Below are 23,970 nucleotides of genomic sequence, written 5' to 3'. Positions count from 1 at the left end.
ACACTGGAAAGGAAACTGCCATGCGAATCAAGATCCTAGTTATCTTTGGCTTCGTTTCTCTCGGCCTTTGCCTCTTTGGCGTTTTCCAGCCAAACTCCCAAATCAGCCGTATCGCAGCGCCGGTCGCAACTCTCTACATTTTGCTGTCGATCGCCTTCTTCATCTCAGAAAACGAGAAAAAACGCAGCAGTGATAAGGGCTGATCTATAGGCCGCACAGTCTTTACTGTGGGGCCTTCAAAACGCGAAAACCTCCCCGAAGGGAGGTTTGCTCAAAGTAAAGAATTACTCAGCAGCTGGTGCTTCTGCGGCAGCCTCTTCGGTTGCCTCAACCTTTGCTGCAACCTCTACCTTTTCAGCTTCTGGCTTGTCGCCAGCAGCTTCCTTAGCAGCGGCGAGCTGGCGCTCTTCGCGTGCCTTCTTGCCCTCTTCCACTGCGGTGGAGATGACGCGGGACAGCAGTGCGGTTGCGCGGATGGCGTCGTCGTTGCCTGGGATTGGGAAGTTCACAACGTCTGGGTCGCAGTTGGTGTCCAGGATGGCCACAACTGGGATGTTCAGCTTGTGAGCTTCGGAGATCGCGATGTGCTCCTTGTTGGTGTCGATGACCCACATTGCGGAAGGAAGCTTGTTCATGTCTGCGATGCCGCCGAGGACGCGCTCCAGCTTGGTGCGCTCGCGGTTCAGCATGAGGATTTCCTTCTTGCCGCGACCTTCGTAGCCGTTCTCGGCTGCGTCCATGGCCTGCAGTTCCTTCATGCGGTGCAGACGCTTGGAAACGGTCTGGAAGTTGGTCAGCATGCCGCCGAGCCAGCGGTGGTTGACGTATGGCATACCAACGCGGGTAGCTTCGGTAGCAACTGCTTCCTGAGCTTGCTTCTTGGTACCAACGAAGAGGATGGTGCCACCGTGCGCAACAGTTTCCTTGACGAACTCGAATGCTTCGTCAATGTAGGTCAGGGTCTGCTGCAGGTCGATGATGTAGATGCCGTTGCGATCGGTGAAGATGAAGCGGCGCATCTTTGGGTTCCAACGACGGGTCTGGTGGCCAAAGTGGACACCGGCGTCGAGAAGCTCGCGCATGGTTACGACTGCCATGGGTGCTCCCTTTCAAAGTAGAAGTTTCGGTTTTAACAATGTGCAGGTTTTTCTCCTGCTCCTAGCATCCTGGCCGTTACGCAACACCCTGCGGTTTTACCCGTCGGGACCTCGTTGCGCGTGACACTTGTGGACGCGCGTAGTCAGCGTGCGGACACACTGCTGGGTCGATCATAACGGCTACCGGCCATCTTTCCAAATGGAGACGCTAAGTTATCCCCAGGTCAGGCTACTTTAACCCCACTGGCACCACTATCCACAGGGCATTGCTTACCGGCGCCCTCCCCCACGCCCCCATCCACCACCATGGCACCTATGAAAAAGATTCTCCTTCTACTCACCCTTGCACCCTTGCTTTCCGCGTATGTTTCTCCGACTACTGGGGCCGACCACGCCTCTGGAGTAACGAGGGCGTTTGATAAACCCGCGAAGAATTGGCTTAAGGGGCACCGGGGCGTCGACTTGGCAGCTGAGCCCGGCGCGACGATCGTGGCCGCGGGTGAGGGCGTGGTGAGTTATGTTGGCGTGATTGCTGGGACGCCGATTGTGTCTATTGAGCATCCGGATGGGATCAAGACGACGTATCAGCCGGTGCATGCCGTGGTGGCACGTGGTGATGCGGTGGCAGAGGGGCAGCCGATTGGTAGGTTGGCGGGCACTGAGGGCCTGCACTGGGGCGCTTTGGTGGCGAAGGATGACTACATTAATCCGCTGTCATTGCTGAAGCGGCCGACGATTCGGCTTAAGCCCGTGGGTGGGCTTGATCGAAGGCGGCTTTGAGGCGGGCGGCGTTGACGTGGGTGTAGATCTGGGTGGTTTGTAGTGAGGCGTGTCCGAGCATCTCTTGGACGACGCGCAGGTCCGCACCACCTTCCAGGAGGTGAGTTGCGGCGGAGTGCCTGAGGCCGTGGGGGGTGAGGTCGCGAACTCCGGTGATTTTAGCTGCGCGTTCGACGACGCGGCGGACTTGTCGCGGGTCAATGCGCTTGCCGCGGATTCCTACAAAGAGAGCTTTTTCTTGGGGTGTGGCGAAGTGGCAGCGGCCGTCGTTAAGCCAGCGTTCGAGGGCGTCTGTGGCTGCGTCGCCGAAGGGGACGACGCGTTGTTTGTTTCCTTTTCCCGTGACTTTTGCGACGCGCCTGTTTAGGTCAATGTCCGTTGCGTTGAGCGCTACCAGTTCGCCGATGCGCAGTGCTCCGGCGTACATCAATTCGAGGATTGCGCTATCGCGGAGGAATTCCGGTTCAGTGGTGGAGGCGGCGTTACCCATGAGTTCGCCTGCCTCCTGCTTGGCGAGGACGCGGGGCAGGTGGCGGCCTGCTTGGGGCGTGACCAGGCGTGCTGCGATATCTGTGTCAATTTCCTCGTGTTTGACGAGCCAGGAAGAGAAGCTTTTCAGGGCTGCGGTACGGCGGGCGAGGGTGGCTTTCGATTTCCCTTCGGCTACTGCGTCGGCGAGCCAGGCGCGCAGGTTGGCCAAAGTGAACTCGGCGGTGGTGGAGATGCGTGCGGTGAGCAAAGTGAGGTCGCTGCGGTACGCCTTCACGGTGGCTGGTGATTTTCCGTGCACAAGTGCGAGGGTGTCGCAGTAGTCGTCGATAAGTGCGGCGATTGAGGTCATACCTGCACGCAACAAAGCGGTGCGACGTGATGCCGCACCGCTTTGCCTTTCAACTCACCCATAACGCATAACCTTAGCGCTTTGCGGATTGTCGCGCAGTTGGAGGTGCTACAAGACCGATCCGCAAATTCAAGTTTGGTGGGGCCTGTCATTGTCCTGAACTCCAGGCCCCGTCACTTAGGCTTGCCTAACCTATTTTAACGGCAAGCTCTCATTAACGCAAGGGTTTTGTTGCATATTTTTTTACTCACTCAGTTCCGCCCGGCGAAACTGTGCACCATCCCGGACAACAAGACCTCGTTTCACCAGGTCAACAAGGAGATGCACGGTCAAGGCAACCGTCAGGCCCGCCGCCTCTGCCACCTGTTGCGCCGGCGTTGCTTTCTCCGACAGCGCATCAAACACCCGCATCTCATTGCGCGACAACGACTGCACCGCGTTCTTTGCAAAGAGCATTTCGTACTGCCCATCCACATCAACCTCGCCTACCGAGGACACCAGCTGACGAATTTCATCGGCGCTGACCACCAGCTGCGCTCTGCCCTGCCGGATTCGGTCATGGCATCCTAAGGACCCCATGCTCGTGATCGGCCCCGGCACAGCCATGGTTACCTTGCCCAGCCCCTCGGCCCACGTCAGCGTATTAAGCGCACCGGATCGCCAGGCCGCTTCCACCACTACCGTTCCGGCTGATAGTGCTGCTGCCAGCCGATTCCGGGTCAAGAACCGATGCCGAGCCGGAGTTACCCCAGGCGGATACTCACTAATCAACGCACCCGTATGGGTGATTTTTTCAAACATGTGCGTATGAGCTGCCGGGTAATGCCGATCAAGTCCACACGACGCCACCACGACTGTGCGTCCCCCAGCATCCAGTGCCGTTTGATGTGCAACTGAATCAATGCCCAGCGCCCCACCGGACACGATGGTCCACTGGTGCGACACCAGACCTGAAACCAACGACCGGGTCGCGGCAGCGCCATAACTACTCGACGCGCGGGTCCCGACAACCGTCACGGACTGGGCCACCAACGAATCGAGTCGCTGGCCCCGCACCCACAACGCGTGCGGTGGCACCGCATCGTCTTGTACCGAACGAGCATGTTCACTGCTTCCCGACGCCGCGAACCCAAACGCCTGGGCAAACTCGGATCGTGGCCATTCATCGTCCTCAGGTGTGATCAACCGCCCACCAAGTTTGTCGATCGTTTCCAGATCCCGGGCAGCGGAATCCACTGTGAACCGGGACTGCGTGACTTTGAGCAACTCCCCGACCCATGCCTCCCGGTTCTTCACTCCCTGGGCGATCTCCTCCACGTCACGCCCCTGCCCCAACAGTTCTTGGAGGTGTCGATTAGGCCCCTCGATACATCGAGAGAGATACGCCCACGCCTGGTTACGCTGCATGTGCCCCCACCCCATCGAAAGCGTGCAGCTCTATGGCTCGAGCGATGTGATCCAAACCTGGTCGAGGAAGGCCTTCCAGGTCCGCTAGGGTCCAAGACACCTTGAGTGTCCTGTCCACCCCGCGTTGACTGACCTGCCCGTCGGCAAGCAAGGCTGCAAGGTAGGCCATTCCCGCTTCGTCGGCGGGGAAATCACGGCGCAAACGACGCGGGTCAATTCGGGAGTTCACCTCGCCCCACCGCGCGAACGCCCGCTCCCGAGCTGCTATTACCCGCTGTCGAATCACCTCCGACGGCTCAGCCTCCCCAGAAATCGCCGCTCCCTGCGAATGCATCGTGACCAGCACATCAATACGGTCCTTGAGCGGGCCGGACAGATTACCTAAGTACCGGCGCCGCACCACTGCGCTACACGAGCACGCCACCGGATCTTCGGCCCCGCAGCGACACGGGTTCGCAGCAAGCACCAACTGGAACCGCGCAGGAAAGACGATCTCCCGGTTCCCCCGGAGCAACCGAACTTCCCCGCCCTCCAACGGCACCCGCAAACCATCCAAGATATGGGCGGGGATCTCGCTCACCTCATCCAGGAACAACACACCGTGGTGTGCCAAGCTGACAGCGCCCGGTTTCGGTCGGCCCGATCCACCGCCGAGCAACGCCGACGCCGACACACTGTGATGTGGCGCCACGTACGGGGCCACGACCACGGGTCCCGACGTGTGGTCAGCGACCGAGTGCACCGCTGTGGCCTCAATAGTTTGTTCTTCCGTAAGGGGCTGCATGATGCCGGGCAGTCGGGCCGCGATCATGGACTTACCGGAACCCGGCGGACCGATCATCATCAGGTGATGTCCGCCGGCCGCCGCGATTTCTGCCGCCAGTTTCGCATCCTGCTGCCCAACTACATCGGCCATATCCAGCTGACGTGGTTGTGGGGTTTGGAATGCGACCGGCCGATCCAGGGGCTTGTTGCCGAGCAGCCACCCGGCAACGTCAGCGATATGGTCCGCCACCAGCACATGAGGCGAGCTCACCAACGACGCTTCCTGCTCATTTCCTGTGGGAATGACAACCGTCTCCACCCCGTGTTCCTTAGCAGCCAGCAACGCGGGCACCACCCCTGGCACCGGCTTGATACTGCCATCCAAACCGACCTCCCCGAGAAACATGATGTCGCTCGTGTTGATTCCCGCGGTTGCCGACATAACTGCTGCACAAATCGCGAGATCAAAATGGCTGCCACTTTTTCGCACATCCGCCGGAGAGAGGTTGACCACCAGCTTCGTCTTCGGCCACGGAAGATGCGCATTCATCATGGCGGTCTTTAATCGGTCTTTGGACTCGTTCGTCGCAGCGCCTGCCAATCCCACCACGTACATCCCGGGCAAGCCCGGGCCGATGTTTGCCTCGACCCCCACCACCAGTGCCCGGACGCCTTCAACGCTGACGGATAGAGTTTTAGCGAGCGCCACAATCAATCCCCTCGTAGTGGTTAACCTCGCCTTTGTCCAAGACGTATTCCAAGACATCAAACCGCACTGGCCGATAGGGTTGCCCCTCCAGCCAGGAAGCTGCCGCGCGTTTCATGCGGGCAAACTTCCGGGGAGTTACCGCCTCCGCGGCCCCAAAATCCCAGCTGCTGCGGGTTTTCACCTCAACAAAAATGATCTCCCCACCGAGCTGCACAATTAGATCGATTTCACCGCAGCTATATCGCACATTCCTGCCGACAATAATTCCACCCAATGACACGAAATAGCGCGCGGCTTCCTTCTCACCGTGGACGCCCAGTTCATTCATAGCTCCCCCTTTAATCCGGTTATGTGACTGCACTGTCCCACACCGATTAAGAACCGCCCACCGGGCACAAGAAAAAGCTGTGGATAACTGTCGTTATCCACAGCTTCACGCCACATCTAGGATTGTCTGCTTGACAGCTCCAACCAAACGAAACCTAGTCCGGAATGATCATCTCCGGCTTATCCAGCTCCTCAATGTTGACGTCCTTATAGGTGATCACGCGTACGAAACGGACAAACCGGGCAGCGCGGTACATATCCCACACCCAGCAATCGGACATGCGGACTTCGTAGTACACGTCCCCGCCGGTGGTGTGCGGGATCAACTCAACGGCGTTGGCCAAGTAGAAGCGTCGTTCCGTTTCCACAACGTAGGAAAACTGGCTGACGACATCGCGATATTCGCGGTACAGGGACAGCTCTACTTCAGACTCGTAGTTTTCCAGCTCTTCAGCGCTCACTGCGTATCCCTTTCCTTTTCCCATTCGCCATGTGCACGGGCAATATTGGCATAACTATAGCGATGAATCGGGCTGCCTCCTTGACGGCGCACCGCATCAATGTGAACCTTCGTGCCATATCCTTTGTGGGATTCAAATCCGTACCCGGGATAGTCGGCGGCGTAATCAAGCATGAGCTGGTCCCGTGAGTGCTTCGCCAGGATACTGGCGGCGGAAATGCAGCGTGCAAAGGCATCCCCACCAATGATCGGCAGTTGCGGTTGGGTAAGGCCTGGGACGGGGAAGCCGTCGATAAGCGCGTAGCTAGCGGCTATATCCAGCCCGGCGACGGCGCGGCGCATGCCGGAAATGTTGGCGTGTTGGATACCGAAGCGGTCGATCTCCTCGGCGGAGATATGGACGATATGCCAGCTCAAAGCGTGTTCTTGGATGAGGGGGAACAGCTTGGCGCGTCGGGAAGCGGTGAGCTTTTTGGAGTCGTCGAGCCCCGCCAACTGCGGGGGCAGAACCTGCGGGAGGACGCAGGCGGCAATGGTGATTGGTCCTGCGCAGGAACCACGGCCGGCCTCATCGACCCCGACGATGGGGCTGAAACCGGCCGCATGAAGAGCTGCTTCGATCACTGTTGGATGTCGTAGTCCTCAACAGCACCGATGCGGTTAAACGGGAGCACAATCGCCTGCACCTTGCCAATGATGAGGCCGCGAGGCACTGTGCCCTGGTACTGATCCCCCAGGTGGTAACGGGAATCAGCGGAGTTGGTGCGGTTGTCGCCCATCATGAAATAGTTGTTCGCCGGAACCTGGATCGGCCCGAAATAGTCGCCGCCACACGCCTCAGACCCGGTCTCAGGGTTCACCGGGTAGGTCAGCGGCTGCAGCTGGTAGGACGAATCGATGACCTTGCCGTCAACCTTCACGCCCTCGTCGCCCGCCTGGCATTCCACCACCTGACCACCGGTAGCGACGATGCGTTTGACCATGTCATTGCCATCAGTCGAGGTCAGCCCCACATAAGAACCCAGCTTCTGCAACCCAGACAGCGCGCCCCCGGACTGCTTCGTGCGGAATGCGCCCTGCCACGACTCTGGAGCCTTGAACACCACCACATCACCTGGTTCGGGGTCCCCAAGCTTGTAAGCAATCTTGTCCACGTAAATACGGTCACCCGTACAGCCCGGACACCCATGCAGCGTCGGCTCCATCGACTGACTCGGAATCACATACAGCCGACCGATAAACGTCTGCACCAATGCGATGATCACAAAGGTCACAATCACAACGAGGGGGATCTCGATGTACCAGGGGGTTTCCTTCTTCTGCTTGTCAGCAGGGGCTTTCGTCATAGCCACTCAGTGTAGCGCTTTGAGTCATATGACACAGGCAATGACACAAAGCGGGCATAATTTCTCCCATCGGTACGCTAAATCTCCCTTGGTCCTAACATGAGAAAACCCCGGCCGCACCAACGTGCAAAACCGGGGTTGACCAGGTAAAACTTAACGCTTTTCCTTGATCTTGGCTGCTTTGCCGCGCAGGTTGCGCAGGTAGTACAGCTTCGCACGGCGAACATCACCGCGGGTTACAACCTCGATCTTCTCAAGGTTTGGAGAGTGTACTGGGAAGGTACGCTCAACACCGATGCCGAAGGAAATCTTGCGGATGGTGAAGGTCTCGCGGATGCCAGCGCCCTGGCGGCGGATAACAACGCCCTTGAACAGCTGGGTACGGGTCTTGTTACCTTCGATCACCTTTACGTGGACGTCGAGGGTGTCACCAGCGCGGAACGCAGGAACGTCGTCGCGCAGGGACGCTGCATCGAACTTGTCGATCTTGTTCATGAAACAAATCCTTTAAATCACCGAACAGAGGAACCTGGCGGCGGTTAGGCTCTACCGGTTCGTATTCACTACATGGTTCGCCGCTGCCATAGAAGACAGTCAACCTAAGCAGTATGCCACTTCAGGCACCTAGCGACCAAATCCAGCTTTCTTCAACGCTTCCGCCATAGAGCCAGCAGGTGCAGGCGCTTCACGACGTCCACTGCTTCCCTTCTTGTTGCCGCGCGGTTTCCGGGTGTGCTGCGGGGTTTCCTCCAGCTTCATGGTCAACGAGATTCGTTGCCGTTGTTCGTCGACCTCCAGCACACGCACCTTCACCACCTGTCCGGATCGCACCACCTCGTGCGGGTCGGAGACGAACTTGTTGGCCAGCTGGGAGACGTGGACCAGGCCGTCTTGGTGAACTCCGACATCCACAAAGGCGCCGAAGGCAGCCACGTTGGTGACAGTGCCTTCCAGGATCATTCCTGGTTTTAGGTCCGACACCTTCTCCACGCCTTCTTTGAAGGTGGCCGTTTTGAATTCGGGGCGCGGGTCGCGGCCCGGTTTATCGAGCTCAGCGATGATGTCGGACACCGTCGGGACGCCGAAGGTATCGTCGGCAAAATCGTTCGGGCTGAGCTCGGCCAACACTTTCGAGTTCCCGATGAGGTCGGCCACCGAAAGCCCGGTCGCTGCCGAAATCTTCTTCACCACCGGGTAAGCCTCCGGGTGCACGGCCGACGCATCGAGGGGATCCTTACCGCCGTTGATTCGTAGGAAGCCGGCGCACTGCTGAAATGCCTTCGGCCCCAAGCGGGGCACCTTCTTTAGCGCGGTGCGGGACGCGAAAGCGCCATGCTCATCGCGGTAGGCCACGATGTTGTCTGCGATCGTGCCGTTGATTCCAGCCACTCGGGTAAGTAGCGGTGCGGACGCAGAGTTCAGATCGACGCCGACCGCATTCACCGCGTCTTCCACCACGTTGTCCAGGGCGCGAGCCAGCGCAGTCTGGTTCACGTCGTGCTGATACTGCCCTACCCCAATCGACTTCGGATCCACCTTCACCAGCTCGGCGAGCGGGTCCTGCAGGCGACGCGCGATGGACACTGCGCCACGCAATGAGACATCCATGTCGGGGAATTCTTCTGCTGCAATCTTGGACGCCGAATACACCGAGGCACCAGCTTCGGAAACCACCACCGGGGTCGGCTTCTTGCCGCCGGCGTCGGCAATCATGGAGGCGATCTCCTCAGCGAGTTTCTCGGTTTCGCGGGAGGCGGTGCCGTTACCGATTGCCAGCAGGTCTACCCCATGGGTTGCCACCAAACCTGCTAACCTCTGCACTGCCTGTGACCATTGATTTTGTGGCTGGTGCGGGTACACGATCGTGGTGTCCAAGACTTTGCCGGTCGGGTCGACCACGGCGCATTTCACGCCGTTTCGGTAGCCAGGGTCCAGGCCGAGGGTGGCGCGCTGGCCAGCAGGCGCAGCCAGGAGAACGTCGCGCAAGTTCTTCTTGAACACTTCCAGCGCCCCTTCCTCAGCTTTATCCTTCAGGCGCATGCGGGTGTCCAGACCTGCGGAAATATACAGTTTCGTTTTCCAGCCCCAGTGCACGGCATCATTGATCCACTGGGTATCTCCCAGCCCGAAACGATCCTTGATCAGGCCTTCAAAGAACGCGTCGTCGGCGTCCAAATTCAGGTGCAACACGCCTTCGGACTCGCCGCGCAGCAATGCCAGGATACGGTGCGACGGCAAGGATTCGAAGGACTCCGAAAACTCAAAGTAATCCTTGAACTTGGCGCCCTCCTGTTCTTTGCCTTCTACCACGCAGGCCTGCATGGATCCGCGCTGATACATCTCGTCGCGGACCTCGCCCACCAGGTCGGCGTCCATGGCGAAACGGTCCACTAGGATCGCCCGCGCCCCTTCGAGTACTGCCTTGTCGTCCGCGAACCCCTCGGTGTAGAACGCAGCGAGGTCAGGTTCCTCGCCAGCCACGAGCCGGTCAGTGAGCGCCTCAAGCCCTGCTTCACGGGCAATGTCCGCCTTGGTTTTGCGACGCTTCTTAAATGGCAGGTACAGGTCTTCGAGACGAGCTTTGGTGGTCACGCCGTCGATAAGCGCGCGCAGGTCGTCGGTGAGCTTGCCCTGCTCATCAATCGCCTTGAGCACCGCGGCTTTGCGGTCTTCGAGTTCGCGCAGGTAGGTGAGGCGCTCTTCGATGGTGCGCAGTTGGGTGTCATCGAGGCCGCCGGTGACTTCCTTGCGATAACGCGCGATGAACGGGACGGTGTTTCCCTCATCGAGGAGTTTCTGGACGGCTTCGACCTGGTTTTCGGAGATTCCGAGTTCGATTGCAATGACCTTGATCATTCCGGCCAGTTTAGTGCACCGCTTCACGACGCCGTTGTTAGCTCCCCATGCCCCAGCGGGTTTCACGGCGGTAGCTGGCACGCCGTGGCTGGAGCATCCTGAGGCTTCACGGGTTTTGACGATATTGCTTTGACGATGATCCCTGGATGTCAGTGGTTTTCAATAACGCCACCTGGAAACATCGTCAATTCAACATCAGCACAACCCACAGTCACCCAACCAGCAATAGGCTCCAGAGGAAACGACAAGGCTACAGCGAGCGCTGCGACAAGCCCACCCCACCCCGACACCGACCTCCAGCAACCCAAGCCATGACGATAATCCTTTGACGATGATCCCTGGATATCAGTGGTTTTCAATAACGCCACCTGGAAACATCGTCAATCCAACATCAGCACAACCCACAACCACCCAATTAAGCAACAGTAAAACAGTTCCCGTTAATGAAATAACTCTCAACCCCTGTTACCCATGTGTCGAACGGGATTAAATCGTAGGTGAGCTTCACTGTATAGAAAGGAAACAGGATGAGTAGCCACGGGTTTTCTCGTCGGCATTTCCTCGCCGGCAGCGCGCTAGTCACCGCTGGGGGTTTTCTCGCAGCGTGTAATTCTGGCGCCTCGTCGACCACGGAATCCTCAGCGTCTACCGAGGCCAAGGATAAGAACAAGGACAAAGTCGACTACAAATCTATCTCCGGCAAGCTCGTGATGCTGGCCACCGGCGGCACCATCGCCAGCCAGAAAGATGCCTCCGGAGCGTTGGTCCCCACCGTCAGTGGCGAGGAGCTACTGAAAAAGGTGTATGAGAAGTTCGATAAGGACAAGCTCTCCATCGAAGTGCGGCAGGTCAGTCAGCTAGATTCCTCGGCGATGACGCTCAAGGACACCGACGGCATCCTCAGCCAGGTCCATGACACCCTGAAGGAGGATGGGGTCACCGGCATCATCGTCTCCCACGGCACGGATTCCATGGAAGAAACCGCCATTGCAATTGACACCTTCCTGGACGCAGACCAGCCCGTGGTGCTCACAGGTTCGATGTTCCCCTTTGACGATCCTGACACCGACGGCCCTGATAACCTCACGCTGGCGGTCACTGCAGCCACGGATCCCAAAAACAAAGGCAAAGGCGCCTTTATCGCCTTCGGCGGGAAGATCCTGCGGGCCCGCGGCGCCTACAAGATGGACGCCTCCAGCAAGGATGGCTTCGATACCAATGCATCAGGCGAGATCAAGCGCCCGAAACCACTGCCACTGACGAAGCTGGATGGCACACGCGTGGACATCATCGCAGCCTACCCCGGCGCGCCCGGCGAACTGGTCATAGCCGCGATCGACTCTGGCGCGAAAGGCTTGGTCATCGAGGGTATGGGCTCTGGAAACGTAGGCGGCGACATTGCCGATGCCATCGTCGAGGTTGCCGAGAAAGGTATCCCGGTTGTGATGTCTACCCGCGTGGACAAGGGCTTGGTGGAAGGAACTTATGGCGGTGCTGGCGGTGGCGCCACACTGGCTGAGAAAGGCGTGATCGGTTCGGGTATCCTCCGCCCGGGCCAATCCCGAATCCTCGTCGTTGCTGCGCTCGCCACCGGCACCGACGTGAAGGAACTATTCCCTCAGGAATAAAGCAAGGCCCCTCCCACTCGGCTGGTATCCCCGGGCGGGAGGGGTTTGCAATAATGCATCCATGATTTCTCCTGAAGAAAGAAACCTGATCCGAATTGTTCGCAGCCATGCGCGACAGACTTCCAATGGCGATGCAACAACGGTGGCAGCCGGTCTACTCACAGCCTCTGGGCAGATCATCCTCGGTGTGAATGTGTACCACTTTCTCGGTGGCCCCTGCGCAGAAGTCTCTGCGCTCAGCAAACATGCAGAAATTGCTGCTGACGACCCTATTACAACTGTCGTGGCTGTATATGGACCGACAGGTGACGTCATCTCGCCGTGTGGGAAGTGCCGTCAGATCCTGTTTGACCTTGATCCCAACATCAAGGCGATCGTGCGCACTCCTAATGGGTTCGTGAGCTTTGCAATTCGAGAGCTCCTTCCTCACCCATATGATTGGCGCACAGCTGAAAACCCTCAACGCCTATACATGTGGGAGGGGTATGAAGGCATGATCCGTTCGGGAGTAAAACAACAAACCATTCGTGTCGATGACCCGTTTGTACCAGGCCCTGCCACGATTGTGTTTGAAAAAATTGACGGCTCGGTGGTGGAACTTGCAGCCACAGTAAGCAGTTCCCGCACGATCTTAAGACACGAGCTGACCGACGAGATTGCTCGCGCCGATGGGTTTACGGACCTCAAGGAACTCAACGCTGCCCTCAATATTCATTATCCGGAGTTGGAAGAAAACTCTGAGGTCGATGTCGTAACTTTCGAGTTGGCCCCGATGCGAATAACCTTTCCGCCGAGAGCGGAATCCCGCACCTGCCGAAACAAACCGGCACACAATAGGGCGTATGGAAAACAAACAAGCCCTTGTTACGGGTGGTTCTAGCGGAATTGGGCGGGCTATCGTAAGGCGCCTCGCAGCTGACGGTTACCACGTGACCTTCACCTGGCATAGCAATGAACCTGCAGCTCCCACGGCGATTCAAGCGGACCTTAGCACAATCCGCGGAATTGATCAGTTTCTCGACCAAGTGAAGGGCAACAGTTTCGATGTTGTAGTTAACAACGCCACGACGGTTACCGAGATAGCTCCCATCACAGACACAGCCCTGGAGTCTTGGCAGGAAAACTTCGCGATCGGCGTCACCGCCCCTTTCATGCTCATTAAGGAGCTTGGGCCTCTAATGCCATCGGGCGCCTCGATCATCAATATCTCATCGCTCGACACACTCATGCCCCAACCCGGTATTGCTGGATACTGCGCGGCGAAAGCAGCTTTGGAATCTCTCACTCAGGTAGCGGCAAAGGAGTTTGCTCCGCAAGGAGTTACTGTCAATGCGCTAAGGCCTGGCCCCACTGACACGCCGGGCAACCATGCAGTCAACCCAGATCCTGCGGTCCGGGAACAGATCGCAGCCATGATCCCAATGGGACGTTATGGCCAGCCGGAGGATGTGGCCAATGTGGTGTCGTTCCTTGCGAGCGCTGATGCCCGTTGGGTTACGGGCCAGGTACTTTCCGTATCCGGCGGACTTTAAGCCACCAGCGAGAGTTGCGGCGTATCTGGCGCCATTGCGCGCTTCAGTAACTGGTCTAATTCCATACCCAGGGCGTGATGTATCCCCCGGATAACCTCGGAAGAACCTTCTTTTTCACCCCGCTCAAGATCTGACAGATGCGATGGAGAAATCGCAGCCTTGCGCGCTACCTCCTGCAAGGTCCTGCCTTGGGTCTTCCGTTCCTCCCGCAGAGCTTTACCGATCCGCTTCCGCAACAAATCGTCACCCATTAGGACAATCCTCCAACAGATCCGGCCGCCGTTCCCTGGTGCGTGCCAGCGATTGTTCGCGGCGCCACTCTTCCACGAGCTTGTGGTTTCCAGACAGCAGCACTTCGGGTACTTCTAGCCCGCGCCATACCCGCGGTTTGGTGTAGGACGGCCCTTCCAAGAGTCCGTCGGAGAACGAGTCTTCTTCGTGGGAGGATGCGTTGCCGAGCACGCCGGGTATGAGTCGGGTGATTGCCTCCGCCATGACGAGCACGGCGACTTCCCCACCGATGAGGACGTAGTCGCCGATGGAGACTTCCTCGACGCGGTACCGATTGGCGGCGTCGTCGACTACGCGCTGGTCAATGCCCTCGTAGCGACCGCAGGCGAACACGATGTGTTCTTCGTTGGACCAGCGTCGCGCCATCTCTTGCGTAAAAGGCCGGCCGGCGGGTGTCGGCACGATGAGCAGGGGTTTGTCCCCGGTTTCGCCGGCGTAGCCCGCAAAGTTGCGGCCGGTGAGGTCGTCATGCCGGGGCTTATCGACGTGCAGTGCCGCGGATTCTAGTTCCGTACCGGTAACCCCGGCAGCGACGTCGTCAAGCGCTGGCCCCCACACAGTCGGTTTCATGACCATGCCCGGGCCGCCGCCGTATGGGGTGTCGTCGACGGATTTGTGCACGTCCGTGGCCCAATCCCGCAGGTTGTGCACGCCAACGGTCAGAATGCCTTTTTCAATCGCCTTGCCAAGCAGCGCGTGCCGCAATGGCTCCAGGTATTCGGGGAAGATGGTGATGACGTCGAGGCGCATTACAGATCCAGCAGCCCTTCCGGTGGCGTAACGGTAAGGGTGCCAGCCTCCAGATCAACTTCTGGCACGATCGATTCGACGAACGGGATCAACACATCACCCATTTCGAGCAGCGATTGTGCCGGGCCGTGAGTCACTCCGGTGATCTCGCCGATGTCGGTGCCGTCGTGAATCACCCGCAGACCGATCAGTTCGTGGTCGTAGAAACCTTCGTCATCGTCGTCGATAAGCGGCTCGGCCCAGAACTTCGTGCCACGGAGGGAGTCGGCGGCGGTGCGGTCGGGGACCTCCGCGAACTTAATCAACAATCGGCCTTGGTGGACGCGCAACGCGTCGATGGTGAGCGTATGCTCCTTCTTCCCCTGCTTGCCACGGAGGACCTCGCCCAAGGCGTAGCGGATGTCAGGGTCATCAGTGGTTGATTCGACCACGACCTCGCCGCGGATGCCGTGCGACTTGACCACTCGACCAATCATCAATTCCATGCGGTTAGTTTACAGCAGCACCGAAGCTATGTATCGGAGCTAACATCCCTCCTAGCACTCACACCTCATAAGTAACACGAAAAACAGTGCAACCAAGGGGTATAAGCGTGATTTGGCTCAACTGGAAAATATTTATCCCAATTTCACCGTAAGCACCCTCACAGCCGGTTTATACTATGCTCCAACACACATTCCATTAGTTGGGGACGATATGAACCATGCTTAAGTTCCTTGTGAAGAAGACAGCCGGTTGGGTGGCAATGATCGTCATCGCCGTCAACCTGACCTATTTCCTCGCTAACGCATTCCTCGACCCACGAAGTAATTACGAGGGGCGCCGCCCGCCAATACCCGAAGAGCGTGTTGACGCAATCCTGGATCCGTTGAACCTCAACGACAAGCAGACTCTTTTCCAGCGCTGGTGGAACTGGATCACCGACATCGTCCTCCATTGGAATTGGGGCACCTCCCCCATCGGTGACTCCGTCAACGAGCAAATTTCCTACCGCATCTGGGTGTCCGCTCAGCTCCTGCTACTGGCCACCATCATTTCCGTGCTCCTCGGCGTAGGTATTGGCGTGTACACCGCTTCCCGCCAGTACAAAACCGGCGACCGCGTTTTCCAATCGCTGTCTATCCTCACCATGAACATCCACATCGTCGTTGCGTCGATCGGTGTGGTCTGGGCAGCGATTGAGATCAACAAAGCAGCTGGCACCAACATTTTCTTCGTCACCGGAGCAAGTTCCACGGGTGTCACCGGGTTCTTCCCCCGCCTGATTGATACTGCACAGCACCTCGTCCTCCCGACGATCTCGCTCGTCATCATCTCCTACGCGGGCTACCACTTCATGCAGCGATCGATCTTGCTGGACAACATCGATGCTGACTACGTGCGTACCGCTCGTGCAAAGGGGTTGACGCGACAGCAGGCCATCCGTCGTCACGCGCTGCGCACCTCGATTATCCCGGTTGCTACCTCAGTTGCCTTTTCCATCCCTGGCATTTTCACCGGCGCGATCATGACCGAAGCCATCTTCGGGTGGCAAGGCATGGGCCAATATTTCATCCAGACGATCACGAAGAATGACATTCACGGGACGGTCGCTTTCGCTGCGTTCGGCGCGCTCATGACTGCCGTCGGCGCCCTGCTATCTGACATCTTCGTTGTCATCCTCGACCCCCGCGTGCGCGTGAACTAGGAGCCACCATGCAAAAGGATTATCGCAACGCAGGCAATGACCACACCGAAAACCTCGCTGAAGGGGTGGCTGCGACAGGTGACTACACCGCCGGGGCCGTGCCCTTGCCTGCGACCGGACTGATTAACGCCCGCGAAGAAGAAGTGGTCGCGGCCCAGGAATTCGAGGAAACTACCCGCATCGCTACTAAGCGTCCGATGAAGAAACTCCAGCTGTACTTGCGCCGATTCCTGCGCAACAAGCTGGCCGTCGTGGGCACCATTATCTTCCTTTGTCTGGTAGTGATCGCTTTGTTCGGCAGCTTTGTCACTCCGTGGGCTTTTGACGAACCCGACTTTCTGGCGCTGTCCGAGCCACCGAGCTCCGAGCACTGGTTTGGCACCTCGTCCTCCGGCACTGACCTCTTTGCCATGGTGGTCCACGGCCTTGGTCGCTCCCTCATCATTGCTGTGATCGTCTCTTGCGCTACCACAGCCATCGCAGCCTTCGTCGGCGCAGCAGCAGCCCTGCTAGGCGGGCGCCCGGAGCGCGTCATCCTCAGCATCATCCACTTCCTGCTCGTGATCCCATCGTTCCTGCTCATCGCACTGATGGTGTCCGGTTCCGGTGGCGACTGGAAGGTGCTAACCGTCGTCCTCATCCTGTTTGGATGGGTGTACTACTCCCGCGTGATCTGGTCCATGTGTATTTCGCTACGCGAACGCGAATACGTCAAGGCCGCGCGGTACATGGGAGTCTCTCCTTTCCGCACGGTGGTCCGCCATATGATCCCGAACATCGGATCCCTGCTCATCATCAACCTAACGCTGGGTGTGGTCTCTACCGTCATGAGCGAGACGGGCCTGTCCTTCCTGGGCCTGGGTGTGAAGATCCCCGATGTTTCGCTGGGTACTCTGCTGTCCTCGGGAGCCAACTCCTTGCAGTCCTCGCCGTGGGAGTTCTACTTCCCTGCCGCAGTGCTCACCTGTCTCACCGTGTCCATGGCATTTATCGCAGATGGTCTGCGCGATGCCCTCGATCCCAACTCAAACGCCGGAGGTCGTGCGTAAATGTTGCAGGTAACTGATCTTCGAGTGTCCTTCCCGTCTGAAGCTGGCGTGGTCAACGCCGTTCGTGGCGTTAACTTTGACCTCGCGCCCGGTAAGACACTGGCGATTGTTGGTGAGTCGGGCTCTGGCAAGTCCGTGACCTCCATGGCGATCATGGGCCTGCTGCCGGGCTATGCGCAATGCACAGGCTCCGTCAAACTCAACGGTCGTGAGTTGCTGGGCCTATCCGACCACGAGATGGCCCGGGTGCGCGGGAATGAAATCGGCATGATTTTCCAGGATCCACTTTCTGCTCTCACCCCGGTGTTCACCGTGGGAGACCAGATCGTGGAGGCGATCCTAGCCCACAATAAGATCTCCAAGCAGCAGGCCTGGAACAGAGCTGTAGAGTTGCTCGATCTGGTGGGTATCCCTGAGCCACAGCGTCGCGCTAAGTCCTTCCCGCACGAGTTTTCCGGTGGTATGCGCCAGCGCGTGGTCATCGCCATTGCGATCGCGAATAACCCGCAGGTGCTCATCGCCGACGAACCAACCACGGCCCTCGACGTCACCATCCAGGCACAGATCCTGGACCTGATCAAGGTGGCGCAACGCGAGACCAACGCAGCCACCATCATGATCACCCACGACATGGGTGTTGTCGCTGGCACGGCCGACGACGTGCTGGTGATGTACGCGGGACGCCCAGTCGAGCACGCGGATGTGGATACGCTGTTTAGCAATCCGAAAATGCCGTACACCATCGGCCTGCTGGATTCGATCCCGAAGCTCGATTCCCCATCAGGCGTGCTCACCACTATCAAGGGAAACCCGCCGATTGTGGTGGATCTCCCCGACGAGTGCGCTTTCGCCCCGCGCTGCCCTATCGCCTCCGAGGAGTGCCTGGTCAGCGAACCAAAGCTGCGTCCAGTACCGGGCTCGCAAGCTCATCAGATCGCCTGCGTCAAGGACCTAACTGACCGCGCGATTTACCCAGTCCCTGAACTCGCGAGCGACACCCTCGCCAAGGTCCCGCGCGAAGAACGCGCGGACGTGCTGCACGTGGAAAATCTGAACAAGACGTTCCCGATCATGAAGGGATCCCTGCTCAAGCGCCAGGTAGGCGAAGTACAGGCCGTTAACCAGGTCAGCTTTGACATCAAGGAAGGCGAGTGCTTCGCCATCGTGGGCGAGTCCGGCTCCGGTAAGACCACTACCCTGCTGGAGATCATGGAGCTCGCGCCTGCTGACGGCTCCACTATTGTCCTCAGTGGCAAGAACGCAGCCGAGTTCTCCAGGGCTGCCCGCAAGGCCGCTCGCAAAGACATCCAGATTGTGTTCCAGGATCCGATGGGCGCCCTCGATCCGCGTCTGACGATTTCCGAGATCCTCAAGGAACCCCTGCAGGCCCTCGGCTACCAGGGTGATCACGACGAGCGTGTCTCCGAACTCATGGAGCTCGTCGGGCTCAACCCGGCACACATCGACCGCTTCCCCGGCCACTTCTCCGGTGGTCAGCGCCAGCGCATCAATGTCGCCCGTGCCCTCGCAGCGAAACCGAAACTGATTGTCCTCGACGAGCCGGTCTCCGCCCTCGACGTCTCCATTCAGGCTGGCCTGCTCAATCTTCTTGCAGATCTTAAAGCTCGACTCGGCGTCAGCTACCTCTTCGTAGCGCATGACCTGTCCGTCGTCAGGCACATCTCCGACCGCGTGGCCGTGATGTACCGCGGCAGCTTCGTCGAACAGGGCGAGACGCACACGCTTTTCGACGACCCCCGTCACCCTTACACCCAGGCGCTGCTCTCTGCTATTCCGCTGGCTGACCCGGCGGCTGAGCGCTCCCGAAAGCGCATCATTTTGCAGGAAACCACCGTGTCCGCGACCAAAGCTGCGACGGACGCCGAGCCTGGCTGCCCGTTCATCTCCCGTTGCCCGCTGCACCAGACGCTGGCACCTGATGAACAGGCAGTGTGCCAGCGCCCGGTGGCTATGCACCAAGTGCCGGGCATGGACCAGTTCGTGGCTTGCCATCACCGTTAGTTTTACCAACCTTAAAGAAAGGACGACGCTTATGCGACGCACACTCACCCGCCCGCTGGCGGCCCTCATCGCCGTTGGCGCCCTCTCCCTCACTGCATGTGGCGGTGGCGGCGATGCGAACAATGCCGAGAAGGTGGACATCACCAAGTCCACCAACGAGGTGGTAGCTTACGAGGACATCAAAGATGGTGGCATTATCACCACCGCTATCGAAGAGATCTCCCCGCAGCAAAACCGATTCCACGCAGACTCCACCCGCTACACCTCGGATCTGTGGACGTGGTACAACCCGCAGCTCGCGCTATTCGACGAAAAGGGCGACTACTCCTTTAACAAGGAGTACCTGACCGACGTCAAGGAAGAAAAGGACGGCGACAACACGAAGGTGACCTTCGTGTTCAACGACAAGGCCACGTTCAACGACGGCACCCCTATCGACTGGCGCGCTATCGAGGCAACCTGGAAGATCTCCAATGGCCAGGACCCGGCGTACGCCCCAAGTTCTACTGATGGTTACGAGCAAATCAAGTCCGTGACCAAGGGCGCATCCGACAAGGAAGCTGTTGTTGAGTTCGACGGCGCGTACCCATGGTGGCAGGGCCTGTTCAACACCGTGGTTCACCCAACGGTCGCTGAGCCTGCAAACTACAACGACTACTTGAAGAAGGTCCACCCAGAATGGGGCGCTGGCCCATACAAGGTGGAGAACGTGGACTTCAACAAGGGCGAAGCCACCTTTGTGAAGAACGAAAAGTGGTGGGGTCGCCCAGGCAAGCTGGACAAGCGTGTCTTCCGTCAGATGGAATCCAGTGCCGCCCTCAACGCGTTCAAGAACGGTGAGATCGACGCCACCGGCAACGGTAACAAGGAACGCTACTCTGCGCTGAAGGATATGCCGAACACCACTCAGATCGTCGGCCCGATGGCTTCTACCTCTCTGTACACCCTGAACGGCCAGTCCCCAATGCTGAGCGACATCAAGGTCCGCGAAGCGATCACGAACGCCATCGACCGCGAGCAGATCAGCAAGATCCGCTTCAACGGTATCCCTTACGAGGAGAAGGCACCAGGTTCGCTGCAGCTGTACCAGTTCCAGACTGATATCTACAAGGACAACTTCGGAACCATCGTTCCGAAGGCTGACCCTGAAAAGGCGAAGAAACTGCTGGAAGAGGCAGGCTACTCCATGGGTGCGGACGGCTTCTACGAAAAGGACGGCCAGAAGCTCACTATCCGCTACGTGCTGATTGGCGACGCCGAAGTGTCCCGCGCGATGTCCCAGGCCACCCAGAAGATGCTGAAGGATGTGGGCATTGACCTGCAGATCCAGCAGCGCCCATCTTCTGAGTTCTCCCAAGTATCGAAGGAACGCGACTTCGACCTCTTCCCAATGGGCTTCTCCGCTGGTGACCCATACGGCATGGCATACTTCGGGCAGACCTACCTGGCCAACTCTGAGCTGAACAAGTCCGGTACCGGCACGCCAGAGCTGGATGAGAAGATCCGCGAGATGCAAAAGCTCCCGACCCAGAAGGAACAGATCGACCGCGGCAATGAGCTCGAGGTCGAAGCGCTTCAGCGCTACGGCATCATCCCGATGTACAACGGCCCAACCATGGCCATCACCAAGGAAGGCCTGGCCAACGCTGTCAAGACGGGCTTCCAGGTGACCCCTGTGGAAACCGTTGGCTGGAAGAAGTAGCCAATAATAAAAGACCGCATCTGTTAACCAGATGCGGTCTTTTTGTTATAACAGGAATTTACTCTGCAGCTTCTTCTGCAGCAGCCTCTTCGGCGTCAGCTTCCTTCTCAGCTTCCTCGGCAGCAGCCTTCTCAGCAGCTTCCTTCTCAGCCTTTGCCTTAGCCTCAGCTTCTTCCTTCGCCTTGCGCTTCTTCTCGGTGATAGCCTCAGCAGTTGGGCCCTCAGCAGCCTCAGCAAGAGCCTGGTTGAACAGGTCCAGCTTGGATGGCTTAGGCTCAGCAACCTTCAGGGTGCCCTCAGCGCCCTCGATGCCCTTGAACTTCTGCCAGTCACCGGTGACCTTCAGCAGAGCCAGAACAGCCTCGGTTGGCTGTGCGCCAACGGAAAGCCAGTACTGAGCGCGCTCAGAGTCGATCTTGATGACAGATGGCTCAGCCTTTGGCTCGTAGATACCGATGTTCTCGATAACCTTGCCCTGACGCTTGGTACGGGAGTCAGCGATAACAACGCGGTAGTGCGGGGTACGGATCTTGCCCATACGCTGCAGCTTGAACTTAACAGCCATGTATATTCCTTCTAGTCACTGGGCAGTACAGACACCGTGTTCTTTTAACACGGCCGGTTCAACCCTTCATTTGGTCTGCGTGTGACGTCTCCGTTCGGCCAGGGCCGGGGGCGGAAATTACGCAGGACTCGATTAGTTTAGAGGATCCAGTGCGGAATCACAAAAAAATGGGGAAAGTTCATTGCCTGGAGCGGGGTTAGCGGAAAAGACGATAATGGATTGACGATGATTCCTGGATGTCACGGCTTTTCAATAAGCCGACCTGGAGACATCGTCAATTCAACATCAGCAAACTGAGCTTAAAAAAGGGCGCCCAACCAGGCACCCCTTTTCCCTACTTATCGAACTTCAGCTTGCTCAGGTCGATGTTTTCCATACCCTTCGGCAGCTTCGGCATTCCAGGCATTCCCGGCATACCAGGCATCCCGGCGCCACCCATCTGTTCTTGCATTTTCTGCAGTTCTTCCATGGATGGCATACCGCCAGGCATTCCCGGCATACCGCCCCGGTTCCGGTTCTTGATTGGCTTCTTCTTGCCGCCCTTGCCCTTGCGGGTCTTGCGCTGCTTCTTGGTGGCGGAGCCACCACCAATGCCGCCCATGCCCATTTGGCCGGCCATCTTGCCCATCATTTTCTTGGCTTCGAAGAAGCGCTCGACCAGGTTGTTGACGTCGGAGACGGACACACCGGAGCCGTTGGCGATGCGCTTGCGCCGGGAAGCGTTGAGGATTTTCGGGTCTTCGCGCTCGGCTGGGGTCATGCCACGGATGATGGCCTGGATGCGGTCGAGTTGTTTCTCGTCCACCATGTCTGCCATCTGGGACATCTGTTTTCCGCCGGGCAGCATTTTCAGGATGTTGCCGATTGGGCCCATCTTGCGGACCATGAGCATCTGGTTAAGGAAGTCATCCAGGGTGAGCTCGCCGGTGCCCATCTTCTGGGCGGTTTGCAGCGCTTGCTCGTGGTCGAGGGTCGCTTCGGCCTGCTCGATGAGGGTGAGCATGTCGCCCATGCCGAGGATGCGGCTGGCCATGCGCTCGGGGTGGAAGACGTCGAAGTCTTCCAGCTTCTCACCAGTGGAGGCGAACATAATGGGTTTGCCGGTGACCTCACGGATCGACAGCGCCGCGCCACCACGGGCATCGCCATCAAGTTTGGTGAGGACTACGCCGGTGAAGTCAACGCCGTCGCGGAACGCCTCAGCGGTTTGGACTGCGTCCTGACCAATCATGGCGTCGATGACGAAAAGGACTTCATCTGGGTTGATGGCGTCGCGAATGCCCCGCGCCTGCGCCATCAGGGTTTCATCGATACCGAGGCGACCTGCGGTGTCCACGATGACGAAGTCACGCTGCTGATGCTTGGCCTCTTCGATACCGCGACGGGCAACGTCAACTGGATCACCATGGGAGGTACCCATTTCGTGCTCGAGGGTGTCAATGGCGGTACCTGGATCAGGGGCGAACGTCGGCACGCCCGCACGCTCACCGACGATCTGCAGCTGCTGCACCGCACCCGGACGCTGCAGGTCACAGGCCACCAGCATCGGGGTGTGCCCCTGTTTCACCAGGTGCTTAGCGAGCTTACCTGCGAGGGTCGTCTTACCGGCACCCTGCAAGCCAGCAAGCATAACGACGGTCGGTGGGTTCTTCGCCAGATTAATACGACGGGTCTCGCCGCCGAGGATCTCAATGAGCTCCTCATTGACGATCTTGATGACCTGCTGCGCAGGGTTCAGTGCCTCAGACACCTCGGCGCCAGCGGCGCGTTCCTTGATGCGCTTAATAAAGCCGCGCACCACGGTGAGTGAGACGTCGGCTTCCAGCAGCGCGAGACGAATCTCCCGAGCGGTGGCGTTAATGTCGCTTTCGGAAAGCTTGCCCTTGCCCCTCAGGCCCGTGAGGGCTGTTTGCAGGCGGTCGGACAAAGATTCAAACACGTCTAAGGCTCCCTAGTACTCATAAAGCTATGTCGTCACTATGGTAGTCGGCTTAGCCAATCAAGCGGAAATGCGAGACCTAGAATTCGAGTCTCGGAGTGAAAATCCGCCCTAGCGACCAAGGGTGTGCGGACTTTTTGTTGGAGTCCTACGCGGCGGTGTGGGTTGGTAGTGATTCGAGTCCCCGGCTGTGGGCCAGGGTTTGGTATCCCAGGCG

The 23,970-nt window shown here is 58.5% G+C and carries 24 protein-coding genes; 9 read left to right on the top strand and 15 right to left on the bottom strand.

The annotated features are described in order from the left end of the window. The first annotated feature begins 20 nt into the window (after positions 1 to 20). Positions 21 to 203: a hypothetical protein gene (locus tag ACZ6ZO_RS11575; RefSeq protein WP_182386374.1), complete on the top strand. Its 183-nt coding sequence runs from the start codon at positions 21 to 23 to the stop codon at positions 201 to 203. Positions 204 to 284: 81 nt separating this feature from the next. Here ACZ6ZO_RS11575 and rpsB read toward each other — a convergent pair whose 3' ends face one another. Beyond that, positions 285 to 1,097, bottom strand: a complete 813-nt coding sequence (gene rpsB, locus ACZ6ZO_RS11570; protein ID WP_182386375.1) for a 30S ribosomal protein S2 — start codon at positions 1,095 to 1,097, stop codon at positions 285 to 287. A 315-nt stretch (positions 1,098 to 1,412) separates the two neighbouring features. On the opposite strand from rpsB, the gene ACZ6ZO_RS11565 reads away from it, so the two are divergent. Next, entirely contained in the window at positions 1,413 to 1,877 is a 465-nt protein-coding gene (locus tag ACZ6ZO_RS11565) for a M23 family metallopeptidase (protein WP_182386376.1), read from the top strand. On the opposite strand, the gene ACZ6ZO_RS11560 is transcribed toward ACZ6ZO_RS11565, so the two are convergent. The 9 genes from ACZ6ZO_RS11560 to ACZ6ZO_RS11520 form a co-directional block, all read right to left on the bottom strand. Continuing rightward, on the bottom strand, positions 1,840 to 2,718 hold the full coding sequence (locus ACZ6ZO_RS11560) for a tyrosine recombinase XerC (protein ID WP_182386377.1): 879 nt from the start codon (positions 2,716 to 2,718) through the stop codon (positions 1,840 to 1,842). The genes ACZ6ZO_RS11565 and ACZ6ZO_RS11560 overlap by 38 nt on opposite strands. A 243-nt stretch (positions 2,719 to 2,961) precedes the next feature. Then, entirely contained in the window at positions 2,962 to 4,125 is a 1,164-nt protein-coding gene (gene dprA, locus ACZ6ZO_RS11555) for a DNA-processing protein DprA (RefSeq protein WP_208767293.1), read from the bottom strand. Beyond that, complete coding sequence (locus ACZ6ZO_RS11550; RefSeq protein ID WP_182386379.1) at positions 4,115 to 5,599, bottom strand: YifB family Mg chelatase-like AAA ATPase; 1,485 nt, start codon at positions 5,597 to 5,599, stop codon at positions 4,115 to 4,117. Before ACZ6ZO_RS11550 ends, dprA begins: the two co-directional genes overlap by 11 nt. Next, complete coding sequence (locus tag ACZ6ZO_RS11545) at positions 5,586 to 5,927, bottom strand: YraN family protein (RefSeq protein WP_182386380.1); 342 nt, start codon at positions 5,925 to 5,927, stop codon at positions 5,586 to 5,588. Before ACZ6ZO_RS11545 ends, ACZ6ZO_RS11550 begins: the two co-directional genes overlap by 14 nt. A gap of 154 nt (positions 5,928 to 6,081) precedes the next feature. After that, the gene (locus tag ACZ6ZO_RS11540) at positions 6,082 to 6,387 is read right to left on the bottom strand and encodes a DUF2469 domain-containing protein (protein WP_182386381.1); all 306 of its coding nucleotides are present in this window, start codon (positions 6,385 to 6,387) and stop codon (positions 6,082 to 6,084) included. Continuing rightward, the gene (locus tag ACZ6ZO_RS11535) at positions 6,384 to 7,010 is read right to left on the bottom strand and encodes a ribonuclease HII (protein ID WP_182386382.1); all 627 of its coding nucleotides are present in this window, start codon (positions 7,008 to 7,010) and stop codon (positions 6,384 to 6,386) included. Before ACZ6ZO_RS11535 ends, ACZ6ZO_RS11540 begins: the two co-directional genes overlap by 4 nt. Next, positions 7,007 to 7,732, bottom strand: a complete 726-nt coding sequence (gene lepB, locus ACZ6ZO_RS11530) for a signal peptidase I (protein ID WP_182386383.1) — start codon at positions 7,730 to 7,732, stop codon at positions 7,007 to 7,009. Before lepB ends, ACZ6ZO_RS11535 begins: the two co-directional genes overlap by 4 nt. 153 nt (positions 7,733 to 7,885) lie before the next feature. Further along, positions 7,886 to 8,227, bottom strand: a complete 342-nt coding sequence (gene rplS, locus ACZ6ZO_RS11525; RefSeq protein ID WP_182386384.1) for a 50S ribosomal protein L19 — start codon at positions 8,225 to 8,227, stop codon at positions 7,886 to 7,888. A 129-nt stretch (positions 8,228 to 8,356) separates the two neighbouring features. Continuing rightward, positions 8,357 to 10,588, bottom strand: a complete 2,232-nt coding sequence (locus tag ACZ6ZO_RS11520) for a Tex family protein (RefSeq protein ID WP_465292765.1) — start codon at positions 10,586 to 10,588, stop codon at positions 8,357 to 8,359. Between the two features lie 527 nt (positions 10,589 to 11,115). On the opposite strand from ACZ6ZO_RS11520, the gene ACZ6ZO_RS11515 reads away from it, so the two are divergent. From ACZ6ZO_RS11515 to ACZ6ZO_RS11505, 3 genes are all read left to right on the top strand, one after another. Continuing rightward, positions 11,116 to 12,216, top strand: coding sequence for an asparaginase domain-containing protein (locus ACZ6ZO_RS11515; RefSeq protein WP_465292763.1), 1,101 nt, complete (start codon positions 11,116 to 11,118; stop codon positions 12,214 to 12,216). 61 nt (positions 12,217 to 12,277) lie between these two features. Then, on the top strand, positions 12,278 to 13,096 hold the full coding sequence (locus ACZ6ZO_RS11510; RefSeq protein ID WP_465292761.1) for an ASCH domain-containing protein: 819 nt from the start codon (positions 12,278 to 12,280) through the stop codon (positions 13,094 to 13,096). Beyond that, entirely contained in the window at positions 13,059 to 13,748 is a 690-nt protein-coding gene (locus ACZ6ZO_RS11505; protein WP_465292759.1) for an SDR family NAD(P)-dependent oxidoreductase, read from the top strand. Before ACZ6ZO_RS11510 ends, ACZ6ZO_RS11505 begins: the two co-directional genes overlap by 38 nt. Here ACZ6ZO_RS11505 and ACZ6ZO_RS11500 read toward each other — a convergent pair. The 3 genes from ACZ6ZO_RS11500 to rimM are packed head-to-tail and all read right to left on the bottom strand — an operon-like array spanning position 13,745 to position 15,274. After that, positions 13,745 to 13,999 (bottom strand): helix-turn-helix domain-containing protein, encoded by a 255-nt coding sequence (locus ACZ6ZO_RS11500; RefSeq protein ID WP_465292757.1) that lies wholly within the window; start codon positions 13,997 to 13,999, stop codon positions 13,745 to 13,747. The two genes, ACZ6ZO_RS11505 and ACZ6ZO_RS11500, sit on opposite strands and share 4 nt — an antisense overlap. Then, complete coding sequence (trmD, locus tag ACZ6ZO_RS11495; RefSeq protein WP_465292755.1) at positions 13,992 to 14,789, bottom strand: tRNA (guanosine(37)-N1)-methyltransferase TrmD; 798 nt, start codon at positions 14,787 to 14,789, stop codon at positions 13,992 to 13,994. Before trmD ends, ACZ6ZO_RS11500 begins: the two co-directional genes overlap by 8 nt. Beyond that, a complete protein-coding gene (rimM, locus tag ACZ6ZO_RS11490; protein WP_465292753.1) occupies positions 14,789 to 15,274 on the bottom strand; it encodes a ribosome maturation factor RimM in 486 nt (161 codons plus the stop codon). Before rimM ends, trmD begins: the two co-directional genes overlap by 1 nt. Positions 15,275 to 15,492: 218 nt before the next feature. Here rimM and ACZ6ZO_RS11485 point away from each other — a divergent pair, with 218 nt between their 5' ends. The 4 genes from ACZ6ZO_RS11485 to ACZ6ZO_RS11470 are packed head-to-tail and all read left to right on the top strand — an operon-like array spanning position 15,493 to position 21,249. Next, positions 15,493 to 16,476 (top strand): ABC transporter permease, encoded by a 984-nt coding sequence (locus ACZ6ZO_RS11485; protein ID WP_465292751.1) that lies wholly within the window; start codon positions 15,493 to 15,495, stop codon positions 16,474 to 16,476. Between the two features lie 8 nt (positions 16,477 to 16,484). Beyond that, on the top strand, positions 16,485 to 17,525 hold the full coding sequence (locus tag ACZ6ZO_RS11480; RefSeq protein ID WP_465292749.1) for an ABC transporter permease: 1,041 nt from the start codon (positions 16,485 to 16,487) through the stop codon (positions 17,523 to 17,525). Beyond that, the gene (locus tag ACZ6ZO_RS11475) at positions 17,526 to 19,547 is read left to right on the top strand and encodes a dipeptide ABC transporter ATP-binding protein (RefSeq protein ID WP_465292747.1); all 2,022 of its coding nucleotides are present in this window, start codon (positions 17,526 to 17,528) and stop codon (positions 19,545 to 19,547) included. A 31-nt stretch (positions 19,548 to 19,578) separates the two neighbouring features. Beyond that, positions 19,579 to 21,249 carry an ABC transporter family substrate-binding protein gene (locus tag ACZ6ZO_RS11470; RefSeq protein WP_465292745.1) on the top strand — a complete coding sequence of 557 codons (1,671 nt, stop codon included), beginning with the start codon at positions 19,579 to 19,581 and terminating at the stop codon, positions 21,247 to 21,249. 58 nt (positions 21,250 to 21,307) lie between these two features. Here the strand turns inward: ACZ6ZO_RS11470 and rpsP are convergent, their stop codons facing one another. Further along, complete coding sequence (gene rpsP / locus ACZ6ZO_RS11465) at positions 21,308 to 21,814, bottom strand: 30S ribosomal protein S16 (protein ID WP_182386395.1); 507 nt, start codon at positions 21,812 to 21,814, stop codon at positions 21,308 to 21,310. Positions 21,815 to 22,148: 334 nt separating this feature from the next. Then, positions 22,149 to 23,753 carry a signal recognition particle protein gene (gene ffh / locus ACZ6ZO_RS11460; RefSeq protein WP_465292742.1) on the bottom strand — a complete coding sequence of 535 codons (1,605 nt, stop codon included), beginning with the start codon at positions 23,751 to 23,753 and terminating at the stop codon, positions 22,149 to 22,151. Between the last annotated feature and the right edge of the window lie 217 nt (positions 23,754 to 23,970).

This window comes from Corynebacterium sp. NPDC104732 (assembly GCF_055583565.1).
The sequence above is the reverse complement of the archived record's forward strand: the minus strand, read 5'-3'. Positions and strand labels throughout refer to the sequence as shown.